At 57.9% G+C, this 18,505-nt stretch carries 19 protein-coding genes; 6 read left to right on the plus strand and 13 right to left on the minus strand.

Features of this window, described 5'->3' with window-relative positions; translation table 11 throughout:
* Positions 1-244 precede the first annotated feature (244 nt).
* The 4 genes from modC to ahpD all read left to right on the plus strand — a co-directional run bounded on the left by modC (position 245) and on the right by ahpD (position 4,817).
* On the plus strand, positions 245-1,354 hold the full coding sequence (gene modC, locus CIT37_RS34830) for a molybdenum ABC transporter ATP-binding protein (protein WP_014497956.1): 1,110 nt from the start codon (positions 245-247) through the stop codon (positions 1,352-1,354).
* A 56-nt stretch (positions 1,355-1,410) separates the two neighbouring features.
* Positions 1,411-2,679, plus strand: a complete 1,269-nt coding sequence (locus CIT37_RS34835) for an IS256 family transposase (protein WP_014497957.1) — start codon at positions 1,411-1,413, stop codon at positions 2,677-2,679.
* Between the two features lie 1,028 nt (positions 2,680-3,707).
* Positions 3,708-4,262: a peroxiredoxin gene (locus CIT37_RS34840; RefSeq protein WP_011084586.1), complete on the plus strand. Its 555-nt coding sequence runs from the start codon at positions 3,708-3,710 to the stop codon at positions 4,260-4,262.
* Positions 4,263-4,268: 6 nt separating this feature from the next.
* On the plus strand, positions 4,269-4,817 hold the full coding sequence (gene ahpD, locus CIT37_RS34845; protein ID WP_011084585.1) for an alkylhydroperoxidase, AhpD family: 549 nt from the start codon (positions 4,269-4,271) through the stop codon (positions 4,815-4,817).
* Between the two features lie 211 nt (positions 4,818-5,028).
* On the opposite strand, the gene CIT37_RS34850 is transcribed toward ahpD, so the two are convergent.
* The 6 genes from CIT37_RS34850 to nifH form a co-directional block, all read right to left on the minus strand.
* Complete coding sequence (locus CIT37_RS34850) at positions 5,029-5,325, minus strand: ferredoxin family protein (RefSeq protein ID WP_011084584.1); 297 nt, start codon at positions 5,323-5,325, stop codon at positions 5,029-5,031.
* A 38-nt stretch (positions 5,326-5,363) separates the two neighbouring features.
* Positions 5,364-6,671: an FAD-dependent monooxygenase gene (locus tag CIT37_RS34855; RefSeq protein ID WP_011084583.1), complete on the minus strand. Its 1,308-nt coding sequence runs from the start codon at positions 6,669-6,671 to the stop codon at positions 5,364-5,366.
* Between the two features lie 11 nt (positions 6,672-6,682).
* Entirely contained in the window at positions 6,683-7,792 is a 1,110-nt protein-coding gene (locus CIT37_RS34860; RefSeq protein ID WP_014497958.1) for an electron transfer flavoprotein subunit alpha/FixB family protein, read from the minus strand.
* Positions 7,793-8,742: 950 nt separating this feature from the next.
* Positions 8,743-9,084, minus strand: coding sequence for a nitrogenase stabilizing/protective protein NifW (gene nifW, locus CIT37_RS34865; protein ID WP_011084580.1), 342 nt, complete (start codon positions 9,082-9,084; stop codon positions 8,743-8,745).
* 654 nt (positions 9,085-9,738) lie between these two features.
* Entirely contained in the window at positions 9,739-10,557 is an 819-nt protein-coding gene (locus CIT37_RS34870) for a nitrogen fixation protein NifQ (protein WP_018647473.1), read from the minus strand.
* Positions 10,558-10,663: 106 nt separating this feature from the next.
* Positions 10,664-11,548: a nitrogenase iron protein gene (nifH, locus tag CIT37_RS34875; RefSeq protein ID WP_011084578.1), complete on the minus strand. Its 885-nt coding sequence runs from the start codon at positions 11,546-11,548 to the stop codon at positions 10,664-10,666.
* A gap of 567 nt (positions 11,549-12,115) precedes the next feature.
* On the opposite strand from nifH, the gene CIT37_RS34880 reads away from it, so the two are divergent.
* Positions 12,116-12,541: an ArsC/Spx/MgsR family protein gene (locus tag CIT37_RS34880; protein WP_011084576.1), complete on the plus strand. Its 426-nt coding sequence runs from the start codon at positions 12,116-12,118 to the stop codon at positions 12,539-12,541.
* 209 nt (positions 12,542-12,750) lie between these two features.
* Positions 12,751-13,494 carry an OmpW/AlkL family protein gene (locus CIT37_RS34885; RefSeq protein ID WP_018647470.1) on the plus strand — a complete coding sequence of 248 codons (744 nt, stop codon included), beginning with the start codon at positions 12,751-12,753 and terminating at the stop codon, positions 13,492-13,494.
* A 405-nt stretch (positions 13,495-13,899) separates the two neighbouring features.
* Here the strand turns inward: CIT37_RS34885 and CIT37_RS34890 are convergent, their stop codons facing one another.
* From CIT37_RS34890 to nifB, 7 genes are all read right to left on the minus strand, one after another.
* Positions 13,900-14,247 carry a (2Fe-2S) ferredoxin domain-containing protein gene (locus tag CIT37_RS34890; protein WP_011084574.1) on the minus strand — a complete coding sequence of 116 codons (348 nt, stop codon included), beginning with the start codon at positions 14,245-14,247 and terminating at the stop codon, positions 13,900-13,902.
* A 719-nt stretch (positions 14,248-14,966) separates the two neighbouring features.
* Positions 14,967-15,311, minus strand: coding sequence for a hypothetical protein (locus CIT37_RS34895; RefSeq protein ID WP_011084572.1), 345 nt, complete (start codon positions 15,309-15,311; stop codon positions 14,967-14,969).
* A 33-nt stretch (positions 15,312-15,344) separates the two neighbouring features.
* Complete coding sequence (locus CIT37_RS34900) at positions 15,345-15,704, minus strand: DUF3024 domain-containing protein (RefSeq protein WP_014497964.1); 360 nt, start codon at positions 15,702-15,704, stop codon at positions 15,345-15,347.
* Positions 15,643-15,960 (minus strand): hypothetical protein, encoded by a 318-nt coding sequence (locus CIT37_RS34905; protein WP_014497965.1) that lies wholly within the window; start codon positions 15,958-15,960, stop codon positions 15,643-15,645. The genes CIT37_RS34900 and CIT37_RS34905 overlap by 62 nt, the downstream gene beginning before the upstream one ends.
* Positions 15,957-16,271 carry a nitrogen fixation protein NifZ gene (locus CIT37_RS34910; RefSeq protein ID WP_161966261.1) on the minus strand — a complete coding sequence of 105 codons (315 nt, stop codon included), beginning with the start codon at positions 16,269-16,271 and terminating at the stop codon, positions 15,957-15,959. The genes CIT37_RS34905 and CIT37_RS34910 overlap by 4 nt, the downstream gene beginning before the upstream one ends.
* A 250-nt stretch (positions 16,272-16,521) precedes the next feature.
* Complete coding sequence (locus tag CIT37_RS34915) at positions 16,522-16,746, minus strand: 4Fe-4S binding protein (RefSeq protein ID WP_011084569.1); 225 nt, start codon at positions 16,744-16,746, stop codon at positions 16,522-16,524.
* A 10-nt stretch (positions 16,747-16,756) separates the two neighbouring features.
* Positions 16,757-18,256 carry a nitrogenase cofactor biosynthesis protein NifB gene (gene nifB, locus CIT37_RS34920; protein WP_011084568.1) on the minus strand — a complete coding sequence of 500 codons (1,500 nt, stop codon included), beginning with the start codon at positions 18,254-18,256 and terminating at the stop codon, positions 16,757-16,759.
* Positions 18,257-18,505: the final 249 nt, after the last annotated feature.

Genomic DNA, 18,505 nt, shown 5'->3' on the forward strand with positions numbered 1-18,505 from the left:
GAAAGGCGGCGCTTAACTCTTAAGGTAAGCGCGCCGGCCACCGTACCGATTGCCACGATCCACCGGCGTGGAGCTGCTCAACAAGGCTCCGGACTTGAAACCGCTCTGCACGCCTCCCTCCCACTTTATACCCTCTTGCGAGCAGCAGCGCCGTGCTGGAGCGGAATAGACTGGATGGCCAGCAGCATAACGATCACCTCCAGTGCAGCCGCTAGGCTCCTCACTTAGATGGAAGATACAGCACATGGGCGGGTTCACCAAAGAAGCCAAGAAGGGCTATATTGAGGTTGCCTTCAACGGCTCGCTCGCGAGCATTCTGCTTGATACGCAGTTCAGCGTACCGGCCAAAGGCGTCACAGCGATTTTTGGTCCGCCTGGGTGCGGCAAAACTACACTCGCGCGCTGCATCGCTGGCGTGCAGCGTCTGCCGAATGGCTTCTGTGCGATTGATGGGGAGATTTGGCAAGATGAGACGACGTTTCGACCGCCTCATCTGCGTCGCGTCGCATATGTATTTCAGCTACCGATCCTCTCTTCTCATTTGTCGGTACGACGCACCCTTTTATACAACGCGTCAAACTCGGAACCGACACTGATCGATTTTGATGGTGTGGTCGAATTGCTCGGCTTGGCGCCACTGCTCGAGCGTACGCCATCACATCTTTCCAAGACCGAGCGGCAGCGACTTGCCCTTGGCAGTGCGCTGCTAGGCCAGCCTCGGCTACTCCTGCTGGACGATCCACTCATTGTGCGCGACCGCTCCGCCAAATGCGAGATCCTGCCATTTCTCGAACGCATCCTGCAATCGCTTGCGTTGCCGATGATCTACATCAGCCATGACATCACCGATATCGAACGTCTCGCCGATCATCTCGTCATGATGAAAGATGGCACCGTGACTGCGGCCGGTCCGCTCAATGTCACCCAGAGCGACCCGGCGCTCGCCAGCCGCAGTGAAGCGGCAATCTGTCTGGATACTATGGTCGGCGGTTATGACGGGCGCTACGGGCTGGTCAAGCTCCGCCTCAAATCCGCGCGCTTTCTGATACCAGCAGTACCGCTAAGGCCGGGCGCAAGGCTGCGGCTGCGCATCGCTGCCGGCGACGTCAGCATTGCGTGCGAACCTCCGCGCGCAAGCTCTATCCTCAATGTATTTCGAGCACGCATAACGGCCTCTCTGCCGCACGGCGATGCTGAGGTCACCTTGGTTCTGACCCTTGAAACTGGCCACTCTGGCGTGCCGCTTTTGGCGCGCATCACGCGCCGCTCCTTTGATGCCCTACGGCTCAGTATTGGAGCGGAAGTATTCGCGGAAGAGCTATGCGGGAAACTGGGTGATGACGGAATGAGATAGGCGGCGTATCGAGGCGGGTGTCGAGCCTGCCAGAACCTCAAGGAGAGCGATACGCCATGAACGAGCATAGCAACATTGTCCCACTGCGTCAGCCCGATGAGATCGACGATCCACTGACGAATATTTTGCGATCTGGTGCTCGGCAGCTGCTTGCGCAGGCTGTCGAGATGGAAGCCGAGGCGTTTCTCGCCGCGATGAAGGGCTTGAAGCTTCCCGATGGCCGCGACCGCCTCGTGCGGCACGGCCATGGTCCAGTGCGGACGATCCAGACGGGGATCGGCGCCGTCGAAGTCGCCCGGGTAAAGATTCGCGATCGCGCGGTGACCAGCGATGGCGAGCGGATCCGCTTCACCTCGGCGATCCTGCCGTTGTGGGCACGGCGCACGAAGAGCTTGGATGCACTTTTGCCGGTTCTGTACCTGCGAGGCATCTCGACGGGCGACTTCCAGGAGGCGCTGGCGGCGCTCCTGGGCAAGGATGCGCCGAATCTTTCTCCGGCGGTGGTTTCCAGACTGACGACGGAGTGGCAGCTCGAGTACGAGCGTTGGCAGAAGCGCGATCTGTCGGCGCGCCGGTACGTATACGTGTGGGCGGACGGCGTCTTCCTGCAGGCTCGCATGGAAGACCACAGCGAATGCATGCTGGTGCTGATCGGCGCGACGCCGGAAGGCAAGAAGGAACTCATCGGCTTCCAGGTCGGCGTGCGCGAGAGCACGCAGAGCTGGCACGAACTGCTCGTCGAGGCGAAAACCCGTGGGCTGAAGATCGCCCCGGAAATCGCCGTCGGTGACGGCGCGCTCGGCTTCTGGAAGGCGCTCGACGAGGTCTTTCCCGCCACGCGACATCAGCGGTGCTGGGTGCACAAAACCGCGAATATCTTGAACAAAGTCGCAGTGTCGGTACAGGCCAGCATGAAGAAGGATCTGCGCGAGGTCTATTTGGCGTCCAACCGAGCTTCGGCCGAAGTGGCGATCGATGTCTTTGCCGAGAAATACGGAGCGAAGTACGACAAGGCGGTCGAGTGCCTGACGAAAGATCGCGACGCAATGCTTGCGTTCTACGAATTCCCCGCCGAGCATTGGGACCACTTGCGGACGACGAATCCCATCGAAAGCGTGTTCGCGACGGTCCGGCACAGAACGGTGCGCACGAAAGGTTCGTTATCGTCAACGACTGCCAAGTTGATGGTGTTCAAGCTGCTCTGCGCCGCATCAAAGACCTGGCGGCGGCTGAAAGGCACAAATCAGTTGCCGAAGGTCAGCGCAGGTGTCAGATTCGAAAACGGCATCGAGGTCATCCAAGTGCCGGAAAACCACGCCGCCTGATCGCCTCGTCACCCAAAATCCCGCATAGCTCTTCGCGGAAGTCGCGCGCGCCGTTCCGCTCGGGCTGCCGAGCGGTGGCTTGCAAGGCCTGCCACATCCCCATGAGCACCTTGGACGGCTATGTCTGGACGCGAGAAACACACCAGCAAGATCGCGGCCATCATCGATAGTCTAGATGAGATAGATTCGAATAGCGCTCCGGGCAGTTCTTTACCTGCCAAAGACGATCTTGAGGCTACCTGCCGATTCCGCTTTGGATGTCGCGCAGCGAGGAAGGCATCACCTTACAGGTGCAGCGGCACTCGAGGGGGGCACACACATTATGCTCGCAAGCGAACGTTGCGAGGGGAGAACAGATCTCGATTTCCCAACCGTTCGGCAGCAGAACAATCCGGTCTTGACAAAAACGGTTGCCGAGGCTGCGCCCGCCGTCTCCCGGGCGCTTCGCAGCAGGACCCCATCTCCTTGCGATCAGCAAATTCGCCAAACAACGGGAATGAGCTGACCGGACCTGCGCGCCGAATCGTTACGATAGCCAGGCGTACCGGACTTAACAGACGTTCCGAAAAACATGCCTTGCGGCCGGCGCCGTTCAACCCCAGCTGCGGCTATTGGTCGGAACGATACCGGGCGGCGCACGCCCATCGAAACCCTTCGCCATTTGCGGAAGCCGCCTTAGCTCCCGCGTCCGCTGCTGCGCCGCCTCGATGCCTTGCGAACGCGCCGATTGTGGACCTTGAACGGCACGACGTCGCAGTTACCAGCGGCGAGCGCCAAACTGCCATAGCCCGGCCAGGCCGGCTGTGCAGTGCCTACCGGTCGGGGACGAGATTGCTTCGGTTTAGGTCTGGCTGCCGTCTTCCCGCCAACCGCGTAGCCAGCGCCCGTGTACTTTCGTGCTCAAAGGCGCCTGTATCCAAGCCGCTGGGCTGGTCTTGTTGCGCCAATTCTAGGTCTAAGAATGCGTGGCATATGGTTTGCGCCACCAGTGAGGTCACGATCTACAAAAGCAAGTTTGTGAGGACACCATGCTCGGAATTGGAAGTCAGTTGCCGCCATTCGACATCACAGGCGTGAAGCCCGGTTTTCAAGCGCAGGAAGAGGAAGGGCAGAGTGCGTTTGAGACGCTGACCGAAATGAGCTTTCCGGAGAAATGGAAGATCATCTTCTTTTACCCAAAGGACTTTACCTTCGTCTGCCCGACAGAGATCGCAGAATTTGCTCGGCTTTCCAAGGAATTCGCTGACCGAGATGCGGTTGTACTGGGTGGCTCGACTGACAACGAGTTCTGCAAGCTTGCTTGGCGGCGCTCACATGTCGACCTGCACAATCTACCAATCTGGCAATTTGCCGACACAAAGGGAACGCTCGTCGATGGCCTCGGGGTGCGTTCACCCGAAGGGGTTGCCTATCGTTATACCTTCATTGTTGACCCCCAAAACACGATTCAGCACGTCTATGCGACCAATCTGAGTGTGGGCCGCAGTCCTAAGGACACACTCCGCGTTCTAGACGCGCTGCAAACCGACGAGCTCTGTCCCTGCAACCGCGAAATCGGCGGGGAAACACTGAAGGTTGCGTGACGCAGCATGTCGCCGATCGAACAAATCTACGACAAGATTCCCGATTTCGCGAAGGATGTCAGGATTAACTTGACCTCCTTGATGGCCGATGAGACGCTTTCGCCGCGGCGAAAATACGGGGTGCTGGTAGCGAGTGCAGTTGCCACCCGCAATTCAGCCCTGATTGCCGCGGTGGAATCGGCAGCCTCGGGCGTGATGACATCTGTGGCGATCGCCGCAGCGAAAGCTGCGGCCTCCGTAGTGGTAATGAACAATGTCTACTACCGCTTCGTTCACCTCGCTTCCAACCCAGAATACAAGACGATGCCGCCGCGGCTGCGCATGGACGTGATTGGCAATCCCGGCGTGGACAAGTCCGATTTCGAGCTGTGGTCGCTTGCTGTCTCCTCCATAAACGGCTGCGGTATCTGCATTGATGCCCATGAGAGGACATTGAGAGCCGCGGGCGTCAATTCGGAGACGATCCAGACCGCCGTGCGCTTTGCTGCGATCACACAGTCAGTGGCGATCGCACTCGAGGCCGCTGGGCCTGCCTCCCCTCAGGCAGGAGACTGATCTTTTCTCTGCCATCAGATCGACGGCATCGTGGCGCTACTCAGTGGCGCCACAACGAGCCTTTTGCTGCTTATCTGCATGTCACGTCTTGCGTCGCGTTGCGATGACGGGTGTCTTCTCAAACAACCCGGCGCTATGCAGGTGACAGTGAGCGCGCCACAGATACAGTGAGATTGCGTCGGCTAACGCCGCACCACCCTTCGCTCTGTCATCACCCAAACTTGAACAGAACACCATATCCGCCGCGCGGGTGGCTCCATTCGATGTCGCCGGTCGGCTCGGCGATCACGCGGCAGGTACCGCATTCAATGCAGCCATCAACTGTAACTTCGACCTGGCCGTTGTCGTTGAGCTCGTAGCATCGCGCCGGGCAGGCCTTCAAAAGTGTGAGGAGCTGCGGCGATGGCGTCTTGTGCGCACGTACCCTGACGTGAGGGTGCCCGGCGTCGACAAGATAACGGTTGTAGTACAGCTTGTCTTCGACGCGCACGGAGGGTTCGACATTCATGCTTTTGCCTTCCACTGTTGGACTTCACACTGTCGCGATCACCGCCAGGCCCTGGCAAAACGGTAAGCATCGCCGACCAGACCTGACCATGACCGCGTCTTGACAAAGGATTTGAGGCTCGCCTTCTCCTTCTCAACCTTGGGCGTACCATCGACGCGCACAAAGTTCTGCATCGCCTTGGAGATAAGCTGCGGATAAGTGAGAAAGAAATTTTCGGAGTGGGTATGCATGAGGGGTGGCAAATCCTTGTACTTCTTGAGATCTTTGATGACGAAAGAATCGTCCAACATCTTTTTGTAGATTGAGAGATTTGTTGCACTCATCGGTTCGCCGCGCGATTTGACCAGACCTATCGCTTCGGCCGCGATACGGCCCGATGTCATCGCGAGATTGGAGCCCTCACGATGAACGGCATTGTTGAGTTGGGCGGCATCGCCCACGACGACCCAGCCCTCCCCATAAAGCTGTGGGATCGATTTGTAACCGCCTTCGGGAATGAGATGCGCCGAATATTCCTTTACTTCGGACCCTGCTATCAGTGGCGCCACAGAGGGATGCCTTTTGAATTCATCGAGCAGGCCATACGGCGTTTGGCCCGTGCGTTGGAAGTCGGCGACGAGACAACCGATGCCAAGCGAAATGCACTCTTTGTTGGCGTAGATGAAACCCATCCCGGTCATGCCGCGGGAAATGGTACCGGCAGCCTCTATCACGACGCCTTCATCCCCCTTAAGATTGAAGCGTGCTTCGATGGTTTCACGGGGCAAGAAGTGCATTTCCTTCACCGCGAGCGCAACGTTATCGGGTGCCGGACGGGCGCGCAGGCCCGCACGCGTGCCGAGCAAGCCATTGACCCCTTCGGCCAGAACGACGACGTCAGCATGTATCTCGCCGTCACGGCGATCTGTACGAACACCGACGACCCTGTTACGATCGTCCTGCGCGAGCTCTGTGACGGTGGTCTCGCAAAGCACGATCGCGCCAGCTTCCCGCACCTTTGAAGAAAACCATTTGTCAAACTGGGCGCGTATAATCGTATAGCGGTTCGGCCTCTGCTCGTTGAAGTCCTCCGAACGGTAGTGCATGCCGACATGCGAGCGATCGTCCATCATCCAGAACCGCTGTTCGATCAGGTGGCGTTCGAGTGGCGCCTCCTCTCGAAACTCGGGGATCAGCTTTTCCATCATGTCGGCATAGAGGATGGCCCCCTGCACATTTTTCGATCCGGGATATTCGCCCCGCTCGAGCTGCAGCACCTTCATGCCCTGTTTGGCCATCGTCAATGCCGCCGCGTTGCCGGCCATACCGGCTCCGACCACGATCGCATCGAATCTCTCTTCAATCATCAATATCTCCTCTAGACCGCGATCCTGGCGCGCGAATCTGGCAGAAGCCGCGCGCGAAATGCAGCCGTCAGGGCTGGCAACAATTGCATAGCATCACTGACGATCGCGAGATGGGCGAAGTCGAAGATCGGAGCGTTTTTGTCCGTGTTAACGGCGACGATCAGATCCGCGCCCTCGACGCCGACCCGGTGCTGGATCGCACCGGAAATGCCCGCGGCAATATAGAGCTTCGGCCGGATGGTTTTGCCTGTCTGACCGATTTGCCGGTCAGACGTAACCCAGCCCTTTTGCACGAGAGGACGCGAGCAGCCATATTCAGCCCCAAGCAGAGCTGCGAGCTCGCGTACCAACCGGAAGTTCTCAGGCGATCCCAGTCCAAGGCCGCCCGCAACCACAACATCGGCATAGGCCAGAGTGGAAGTTTCTGCATCGCGGTCGGGTAGGAAGGACAATACTTTCGTGACTATATCGTCTTCTACAAGGCCGAGCGGATGAACGACGATACGAGCGGCATCGCGCATAACGCGTGCAGGCATCGGCATCACTCGCGGGCGGACCGTGGCCATCTGCGGGCGGTAATTCAAGGTATAGATTGTGCAGAGCAACGAGCCGCCAAAAGTTGGCCGCGTCGCCGCAAGTGAACCGTCGGCGTCCACGTCCAGCGTGGTGCAGTCGGCAGTAAGCCCCGTCGATAGATTCGTCGCCACGGAACCTGCGAGATCGCGACCAAGCGTCGTGGCACCCAACAGTAATATCTCGGGCTTGTAGGTGTTGACGAGTTCGGTGAGCGCTTTCGTATAAGATTCGTTGCGGTAATCCGACAACACATTGTCGCTCACGAGATAGGCCAGATCGGCGCCGTAGCAAAAGGCTTCAAGTGCGGCGTTGCGTGTGTGCTGCCCCTCCGGACCGACAACGACAGCGGCAAGATTCACCTTTAGCCTGTCGGCAAGACCACGCCCCGCACCCATGAGCTCCCAGGAAACGGGATGCACTTGGCCCCGCTCCAGCTCGACGAAGACCCAGACGTGCTTGTACGACTTGAAGTGCTCCGGCAGTTCTTTTTTGGCTGCTCCGCGGCCGGCCCCTGCTGGCATCGCCGTTTTGCTGACCTTGCTCATAGTCTAAATTCCTCTGGAGATAGGCGCGCCCGCGCCACGGGTTGCTTTTTCGCTTTCGTTAACCGAAGTTCACTTTTGGCCGGCAAGTGGCTGGCTGCTCTGCCCGCCTGCGCGCTCGGACCAGTCGCACCACAATACGCGTCGTCGCAATTGGCGCACCCATTCGGCCGGCTTTGGAGGGATCTTGCAAACTGAATCCTTGGGTGCCGGGCTCGACGAGCGCCACCGTGGCCGGCCAGGACGAGGTGATCCTGACCGGCCACTTCCATGCCTTAGTTGACTAGTCCGTTCGCGGCGCCTCGCCGGTACCATCGATGGAGGTCCTGGCAAGGCTTCTGTCACGCGACCGTGCCGAGCCTCCAGCGCTGGCACTCCGTGTGGGAGGAGGGCACCACTTTTCGTAGCGCAGTTTCTATCTGCGATGAGATGCAGACACATTTGAGCGGGATCGGGGGCCGATTTGATGCGGACGCTACTGTGCATAGCCGCCGCAAGAGCCGCGCGAAGGGGACACCTATTATTGACTACCATCTCACCGTCACTACGAAACTGCGACCGCGTCAAAGACCGTTGCGAACAGACCTGACGGCATCGTAGGCCTCGATATGATGCCGCAGGGGGGCTCGGCAGGCAATGTAAGCAGCATCATGGGTCCTCCTTCAAACTCACCGCGGGCGCCACCATCTGTCGGCATCGATGATCAGATCAGCAGGACAACAGCAAGTGTCGTACCAGTTGCAAAGACGATTGAAGTCAGTGGGACGTATTGGCTTGCGCCACACATCAAACAGCTGCTGATACCTGGTCACGAATAATCCGGACATGGGTCGGGAATACGACAGCCGTTGGCCGGGCCATGACTAAGAGACTTGCCGCGATAAATAGAAAGCCGCATTAACGGAGCGCCTCGGCGTCCGCCGGACAGACTTCGCTTACAGTGGAACGCTAGGTCACTTCAACTCGCTCAAAGGAACGAAGGCCGCAGCCTTCTTGGAGTCTGAGACGGCATCCTTCAAAACCTTGAACACTCGCTCGTCGATCGGTGACGATGCCACGAAATCTCCATATGCCCGTTCCAGCATCGCCTTGCATCGAGTTCTGATTTCCGGCTCTGCGGCACCAGCAAATTTCTCCTGTGCGAGGTATTGTCCCATGCGCTTCAAAATGTGAAGGCGCGCGACATTCACGATCTTAGGGTCGTACTCGACGCCAAGCAGCGAAAAAAACTCCTCTGCCGATGAGGCCTTGCCGAGTCGATCTAGAATACCGGTTGCTGGGGATGAGCTGATCATCGAATATTCTCCTTCGGTTTAGCTCTGGTGAGCGCCCACATTGAGCGGATCCGAAACAGTAACGACAACGCGCCCGCGGGTTTTGCGGTTGCGCTCAATCTGATGAGAACTCGGTGACGGCGCGGAAAGACTTCTCATGACTGACACCTGAAGTTCGCGGGCCCGGTATATCCTAACACTTGGTTGACCTTTTCCATCGTTAGCTCCTGATGACTACACAGCCCGAAGACGGCATGGATATTGTGGCAAGGGACCACATATTTCATCGACACCCTTGCGTCGACCCTCGCGTCGGCGCCTCTTTCCCGGGTCCGTGCGGCACTCCATCATGGTAAGCGGAAGATCTGCTTCGATAATTGCGCGGACGCGATGTTTTTGTTGACCGCGCCCGCCGTTACCGCCGCAGTCTTTGTGATCCTAACGGCCGACCTAGTGCAAGAAGTCACGCTTCTCTTTATGACCTTGTTCAGCAAATGCATCGTGGCAAATGCGACAGCGCTATGAGGCCGAACGCGTTGCCCTTTGGTGCGACAGGTCCGTTGCGGCGCACCAACACGGGTGAACTGTAGCCTAGCACTCGATCTTGCCGCCTTAACCACACGGCCGTCCGCTCGCATCCAAGTTGGTGATCCGCGCCCTCCTCCGACCTGCGGCCTACAAATGCGCTGAAGCCTTTTCGGATAACGATGCGACTGCGGTCTCTCCTGGCGTTTCAGATGCCCGGCCGCTGGACACAGCCGGCCATGCTGCGGCCTGCAACAGCAAATCGCGCCGACGCTCGGCCATCCGGCTCTCACCGCTTTCTTCACCGAAACAGATGTTGAATTCGTTACATTGATTGCACACGGGTGTCGTGCACATCGCAAGGCCTTCGTCCTCGCAAAGCATGCGGTAGAAGAAGCGCTTCCAACGCATATTGTTGACATTGCTCGCGGCGAGCGGCGCGAAATGCCGGCTCATCACGAGCGAGAGTTCGCCACGATCACGCAAGCCGAGAGCTTCCCAAAGATGGTCCGGCTCCATGGCGCGGCGCGCGATCATCGCAGCCAGCCACCGGCCGATATCCCCTTCCGTCGAGCGATGCTTGAGCAACAGATCGCGAAGCATTGCGATCTCCTCATCCTCTTCCCGCTTGAAGGGCGCGGCCTGCTCCGGGGCCCTGATCCCGGTTGGGAGAAAGTGCTGCTCCAGTAAGACCGCCAATTCAACGCCGGACAGGCCAACTTTCTCAGACAGACAGCCACCATCCATCGTGGCAGCCGCCAGGATAGACGCCAGGGCATGGCGATCGAGATTGCTGTCGATGGCGATATCGGCATTTGCAGGATGTTCACCGGTGAGCAGCCGGTAGGTTGAAATTCCCTTGTGCAACTGGCTATTGGCGTCAGCAGCACAGGCAGTCGTGAACGGAAGGACGTGCGGCTCGGACATAACTCTGCGGTTTTTCACAATGCGTGGTTCGTCACGGCGCACTCTGGTTTTCGCGGCCGATCGTCAGTATGCCGGCCCCCCCCCGGGAAGGGGGGTGAGGGAGACCGGCATCTGTCGCTCGCCTTCGCAAGGCGGCGACTCGCGGCCTTTACGAGGCTGCGAGTTCGGCGGCGGTTTTGCCGATGATTGATTCATCCACGGCCTTTATAATGCCATGCTCCATCAGCATGTCCTCGAGCTCATCCATTGAGATCGGGGTCGGGATGATGCCCTTGCCGCCATTATTGTGAACCTTGGCCGCTAGTTTCCGATAGTGATCAGCCTGCTTGGAATCGGGTGCATATTCAAGCACCGTCATGCGACGCAGCTCTGCATGCTGCACCACATTGTCACGCGGCACGAAGTAGATCAGTTGAGTGCCAAGCTTCTTGGCCAACGCTTCCGCCAGTTCCAATTCCTTGTCGGTCTGCCGCTCGTTGCAGATCAGGCCGCCCAACCGCACCCCACCTGAGTTCGCGTATTTCAGGATCCCCTTGGAAATATTGTTTGCGGCATACATTGCCATCATTTCACCAGACATCACGATGTAGATCTCCTGCGCCTTGTTTTCGCGGATTGGCATCGCAAAGCCACCGCAAACAACGTCGCCAAGCACATCGTAAGAAACATAGTCAATGTTCTCGTAGGCTCCGTTCTCTTCAAGAAAATTGATCGAGGTGATGACACCGCGGCCGGCGCAGCCGACACCTGGCTCAGGGCCACCGGACTCAACGCAGCGAATGTCCTGGTAGCCAACCTTCATTACGTCCTCGAGCTCTAGATCCTCCACGCTGCCGGCGCTCGCGGCAAGACTCAAAATCGTGTCTTGAGCCTTGGCGTGCAGAATAAGGCGAGTCGAGTCCGCTTTCGGATCGCACCCTACAATCAGGATCTTCTGACCCATCTCTGCCAGCGCCGCTAGCGTGTTCTGCGAAGTGGTGGACTTGCCGATTCCGCCCTTCCCGTAGAAGGCGATTTGTCTTAGTGAAGCCATGCTTCTCTCCATCAACCGATTTGCCAAACGTTGCGCGCTTCTTTTGCGAGCTTTGCTTCCCTCGCAGAAGCGGGGGCACACGGGTTCAAGGGAAGGAGCGCATCGCTCGCCTTACACGTCGGCGTGCACTCAGCCCTCACTCAGTGTTGCTGCCGCTTATCAGCAACAGCCGTGCCAAGGTCTAACCCGGCACCTTAAGCTTCTGATTACGTTTCCAAAAGCAACCAGCCGGCGCGCGATCGTAGGCTGTTTTGGATCTGACAAGATCTGCCCGGCTGTCAGACAACGAACAAACAATCGCAAACATGAACGCCAACAGCCAAATAGGCTGACTTAGCCGATGCCGCCATTGTGGAACAGAACTTGCTGCCGCTCGCGCAAGCTCAGCCATGTGAGGAGTAAAGATGCCGGACGGAGTCAAAATGAGACGGGCCAGCGGCTTTGCAAATTCGCTGAGGGCGCACCATGCGCTGATATTGACGTTGACTGTCAAGAACTTCGAATGGCTCCCGGGAAGCAGCAGCCCTGTGCTATTCGCCCAGCATAGCACGCCTACATAGGTACGCCGTGGCTACAATCATCTTTTATCAGAAGCCCGGCTGCGCCACGAACGCGCGTCAGATTCAAGCGCTAAAGTCCGCCGGTCATGACGTGGTCGTCCAGGACATCTTGAAGGAGCCATGGCATGCGGACGAATTGCGCAGCTTCTTTCGCAATATGCCCGTCGGCTCCTGGTTCAACCGAGCCGCGCCTCGTGTCAAGTCGGGCGAAGTCAATCTCGATTCTATCGACGCGGCGAGCGCACTCGCATTGATGGTGAGTGATCCACTCCTGATACGACGACCGTTGATCGACTTAGACGGAATACGATGTGCCGGGCTCGATCGCGAGCCCGCGCTGTCGCTGCTTGGCCACCAGACGCAGGAGCATCTCCAGGGATGCCTGCACCAAGCAACTCGCACGCGCTGCCCGAAGATGGGATCAAGCGAATGAGCCTGTTCCGGACGATCACACCAGAAGAATGACGTTCTCGACTTGCGGCTTGCTTGGCGCGAGTATTTCCTTTAGCAAAACGTGTTTCGCAGCTGTGATCCTGATGCAACTGAGCGGCACGATCGCTCCCATATTTGATTGGTATCAAATCTTTCGCCGTTCCTTATGTGTGACAGAGACCTTGCGCGGCTTCTCGCGCGACTTTTGGAATGGAGAATTCGATGAGAGCAAGAACAGTCCTGGCAACTGTATCGGTCTTCGCGCTAGCGACCTCGTTGGCCAGCAACTCGGTACGTGGTGCTGATCTGGGTCCGGCGCCGGTCTACTATAAAGCTCCCCCTATTGAACCCCGCAACCCGTGGATGATCCGCCTGCGCGTGCTTGGCGTTTTGCCGGATACCGCAGGCAGTTCCGTCAACGTTCCAGGGACGCCGTTGCTGTCATCACCCAACTCTGGGCTTTCGATCAGCGATCAAGCTATACCAGAGCTCGACATCACCTATTTCTTCACAGCTAACTTAGCCGCCGAACTCATTCTCGGCGTGACCAGCCATCACGTCAGCGGCAATGGCGCGCTCACAGGGCTCGATATCGGCAAAGCCTGGCTCTTGCCTCCTACACTGACCCTGCAATATCACTTCACCGATTTTGGGCCGCTTAAGCCCTATGTCGGCGCGGGCATCAACTACACTGTATTCTTCAACCAATCGGCAGCCAATACTTCGCTCGCCGGGCTTTCCGTCACGGATCTAAACATCAAAAACCAATTCGGCGCGGCAGTCCAATTCGGTTTCGATTACATGCTCGATCGCCACTGGGGCCTCAACTTTGACGTTAAAAAGCTGTGGCTGCGGCCGGAGTACTCGGCCACCTTAAACAATGCGATTGCCGTTACGGGCCGCGCCCATATTGATCCATGGCTCGTCAGCGGCGGCGTCGCTTACAAGTTCTGACGTTAGAGCAGAGCCAGAGTGGAGAGGCCGTTTGATAAACTCGGATCCCAGCAGGATCATCGAGCTCGTCTCCTACTCTCGCCGGACTGACACGGAAAGCCGGCTGACGCGCCATCGACGCGTCAGCTCGCAAGAGAGGGAACCGCTGGCGTTGCTCGCGCTGCAAGTTACGAATCGCGCAGCACGTGAGTAACATTACACAAACGTCGACTCAGAATATGATCATACGTCTGTTTCGCCACGCTTAAGACCGAAGCCATTTTCCCATTTGCCTGATAAGAAGGCGATACGCCGCTGACAGCCTAATCTTGGCCGCGAAGTGCCCGGTTAATCTCAGACGATCCGCCCCCCAACGTCGAGCCGACCATGCTAGCTAACCCGGCAAGCGGCCGCCAAGCGACGCCTCTAGCTTCGCTTGAGCACTATCACAAGCCGGTCGACACGTTGGCCGTGCTTGAGGTGGGATATGACGATCTCGTCGACATCCTCAGGCGTGGTCGCGCGATACCAGACTCCGTCGGGATAGACAACCAGCAAAGGACCAGAGTTACAAAAGCCAAGGCAGCCCGCAGTCGCGAAGCCAATATCGTCGAGGCCTTGCGCTTCGATCGCCTTGCCCATTCGATCCCACAGAGCTTGCGCGCCGGAGGCGCCACAACTGCCGTGGGGATGGTTTGGCGGACGCTGCGTGTTGCACGCAAAGACATGGTGCCTATAGAGTTGAGGGAGATGAAATTCTTTTTCTGAGTTCACGCGCCTATCCTCTGATAGTGAATTTCAGCTGTCGGGATGAGATGTGAGCGCATAGCCGCCCGCAATGTCCAACGATGACCGTCCATTGGCGCATGGACACCTGCTGACACCAACTCCCGCTTGCGAAGGCAGTCGGAATGGTCGGGCGCCTTACTCGCTGTCGTCGCTGAGATGAGCGATAGGCACATTCACGTCCGAAGGTCGCCTGCTGATCAATGACAACCTCTTCTCCCGGCATCGAGACCTCTCATTCATGCAACAATCCCCCCGATCAACTTTCTCGAAGAGCAAGTTGCACACCAAATGCGTCATAGCGCGCCTCACAATTGAGGGAAGTTGCGGCAATGCCGACGTTCTCGCCGCTATCAGCGATTGAATGCCCATGGCCTCGCTCAGAACAATAATGTCGGCCGGAGAGACGGCGTCGCCCTCGATCTGTTCACTCATCAAATCGCGGTTACCGGTTCGCTCAACCCGGCCCCGTCGTTTCCTGCTTTAAGGTATCGACAGCAGTTCGGCTCAACCGGAATACCCCGCGGCCACGAGCGAGCGGCTGATAAGCCGAGCTGGCACGGGTGTTGAGGACATCGAACCACCCGTTCGGAGTGAGCTTCCCTGGACGCTGGCCGATTTGTATCACCCGCCCATTCGGGGCGAAGCGGACGTGGATGATGATTTGTTACAAGCTCATACCGATTCCTTATTTTGGCCGCTTACGATCACGAGCTGACACCCGACAAGCTCGACTGTAATGTGGTCGATTTCGAATATCTTAGCGGGACTCCTTCACGTGATTGCAGATGCGCGTCGTAGCACTGCTCGACCATGCGACACCACTCCAAGACATCATCGGTAGGCTTGCACAGCACTGCGCCGTATTCGGCCGGCTCATTGCTCACGGCCCAACATTCCTTTGGCCAATGCGATCCCGGTCGCCCGCGTTGAGTGTCGAACTCACGCATCACGCCCCGCCCGCGGCGCAGCTGGACAAAGGGACCCATGCCGTCGCTATCGGCAGCAAGCAGCCGTTCGATCTCGATCAATTCCTCGGTCGTGATCGCCATCGTCGTTCTTCTATCCTCGGGGACGGTGGTCCTTCATTGCCAGAACAGGCGCTCAGGATCCGCATTCAATTCGTCGATTGCAGGGATCAAGCGATGATAGAGGCTGTAAAATTCCCAGACTCCCCCCGCATGATTTTTGCGAAACAGCTTCCAGATCCCGGTCACGCCATCATAAAGGATCAGCGCGACATCGACGAGCGCGCCATCCTTGTCGATATTGCGCGAGCAGCAGGGACTCTCGATGCAGTAGCCGCCCCACACGGGCGTCACGTTTGGCGAGACGTAGAGATAGCGCTTCCGCGCGCTCAAGCCGCGTTCGATCCGTTTGCGATCAAGCTCGTTGAGATGACGCGCCAACCCCGGTTTTACTTTCCTCATCAGTGCGGAATTCATGATGAAAGCCTCCCTTCAATGCCTTTTGATGTTCTCTTGAACTCCAGCAGATGAGCAGCTCCTCACCAAAATCAACGATAAAGATAGGCTCATGCGCTTTGTTGTTGAGAGTATCGATGACGGTCTGGCGGCTCGGCCTGGCGGCGAGCGAAGCTCCGTCCGTCTCCGTATCGACCGATGAGCGGTGCTTGATCAGGTCGGCTGTCGGTTTACCCCGCTGGCCCCACCAATATTTTGGAAAACCTCGCTGAGTCATGACTCCTCCGGTAGTGGCAAATCATCGACCTCCTCGCCTGCATCCACTGGCTCAAGTTCCTTGCGTTTCATGCCAACGCGGTAGCCGCTTTCCAAAAACTCCACGCCGTAGATGTAGAATTGCTGCAAGAACGTGCCGATCGAGACGACGTAGCCCACCTCCCCCTTCTTGACCAAGACGTCTCCGATCTCCTTGCCGGGATAGGTGCCATCATTCCGGATGACGCGATTGGCGCGAAGCTTTTGGCCAAAGCTGAAGGCGGGTGGGTCGCTTAGCTCGACGGCGTCGCTATCCCGGGGAATTCTGTTCATATTTCGCTCCTCATGCACCGACGGCGCGGGGGCACGCCGAGGGGACACTCTGCTCCGCATCACGAGGCGCCCTCGAGCGCCGAAATGTCGCCAGGCTGTGCTGCCCGCCAGCAACAGCCCCATCGCAGGAATCCAGAGCGGCCACCGTCCGTAAGAGCAGACGCCGGCGCCTGCGGAGCCGCCAGTTCGCAGCGCGACGTTTGGGACGTGTTCAGCACCAGCGATTGCATTGCCGGTCAGGCTCCACACTTCAGACGGGCGCCTGGTAGCGAGGCAAGGCCCTGTCAACCACGCAGGTGTTGTCGACCGGACAGGCAGCGGCACATTGCGGTTCGTCAAAATGCCCCACGCATTCGCTGCATTTCGCCGCTTCAATGACAAAGTTTCCCCCCTTCTCCGAAATAGCAACGTTCGGGCATAAAGGCTCGCAAGCTGAGCAGCTCGTGCACTGCGAGGCGATGATTTTGAATGGCACATATTCCTCCTTACGCCGCAGAGATCCGATCTCCAGGCCAACGCGGGGGCACGCCGCGCTGCACATGCTGGATCTCCCCGCGCTTTACTTTGCCGACATAGGCCCTGAACCAAGCGATCGTCGACTTCTCAATGTACTCATAGGCGAATTGATCGACCGGCTCGATCCCAGCCTTGATCAGGCCGCTCTTGGGGCAGCCGCCGATCTTAGCCACGAAGACCGCGTGGCAGTCACGGATGTCGCGCATGATCACGGATAGCCTATCTTCCTCGCCATAGCCGGCCTGGCAGTAACCCTCCACACGACGTAGCCCGACGAACTTGGCGCCGGATGTGGAGAGCTCGTACAGTTGGAATTCCTTTGCATGTCCAAAGTGCTCGTTGATCAATCCCGAGCCCTTAGTTGCGACGGCTACTAGAACAGTGATCGCGCTCATCTCTCCGGAGACTCCCGCCAACTCCTTTTGACCGGCCGCGACTTTGGAGACGCGCTCATTCTCTACCCTTTTTTGATAAGCCTTGCGCATCTCTAGGTCATAATGGACGTCCATTTTCATCACCTGATCATTGGTGAACTCCGCGCTGCGATCCTCGCCGAGTAGACCGACCGCATCAGCGCGGCACTGCCGGCAATGCCGCATCATGTTTATCTTCCCTTCGCAAGCATCTTGCAGCGTCTTCAATTCTTGAGCCGTCGGACCGCGCTGACCGTTGAGGCCAAATGCTGTTCCGTGCTCGGGTACGGAGATCAGCGGCATGATATTGTGAAGGAAGGCACCGCGCGACGTGACCGCCTTGTTGACCTCGACCAGGTGGTCATCATTGATATTGGGGATCATCACCGAGTTGATCTTGCACAAAATGCCCCGTTCGCTAAGCATCTCGAGCCCTTGAAGCTGGCGATTGGTGAGTATCCTTGCCGCCTCGATGCCGGTGTATCGCTTGTGGTTGAAGAAGATCCATGGATAAATCTTGGCTCCGATTTCAGGATCGACCATGTTGATGGTGATGGTGACGTGGTCAACTTTGGCCCTCACGATGGTATCGACATAGTCTGGCAGCGCTAGTCCGTTGGTTGACAGACACAGCTTGATGTCAGGAGCAGCCTCGGTGACCAACGCGAGCGTTTTGAACGTCTTTGCTGGATTGGCCAGGGCATCGCCGGGACCAGCGATGCCAAGTACCGTCATCTGCGGAATGGTCGTCGCGACCGCGATCACTTTTCTCACTGCCTGCTCAGGGGTGAGCTTCTCGCTCACCACACCCGGACGCGATTCATTGGCGCAGTCGTATTTTCGGTTGCAGTAGTTGCACTGGATATTGCAGGCAGGTGCGACCGCGACATGCATGCGAGCGTAATGATGGTGCGCATCCTCGCTGTAACAGGGATGGTTTTTCACCCTTTCCCAGATTTCGACCGGCAGATCGCCTCGGCCGGCCTGCGAGCCGCAGCTCGCCCGCCCGGTCTTCGCCGAAGCGCGGCAGCCCTTATGCTCGGTTATGGACTGCATGATCTTCCCGCTATTGACCGCTGCTTTGATATATTTTCCGCGCTCCACGACCGAGATCACTCCCCTGCAAGCATCGACGCCCACAGATCATCCTAGAGCGCGCTTCAGGAAGATTAGCAACTTGCATGCCGTGGCGAGGATGATGCGAATGCAACCACAGTACACCGAGTAGGCGCAGCGATAGCGTTGGCACTTGCAAGACAGCAATGATGAGCTTGTTGGCAAAGCGACAGATGCGTCGCCATTCTC

The organism is Bradyrhizobium ottawaense (assembly GCF_002278135.3).
Lineage (GTDB): Bacteria > Pseudomonadota > Alphaproteobacteria > Rhizobiales > Xanthobacteraceae > Bradyrhizobium > Bradyrhizobium ottawaense.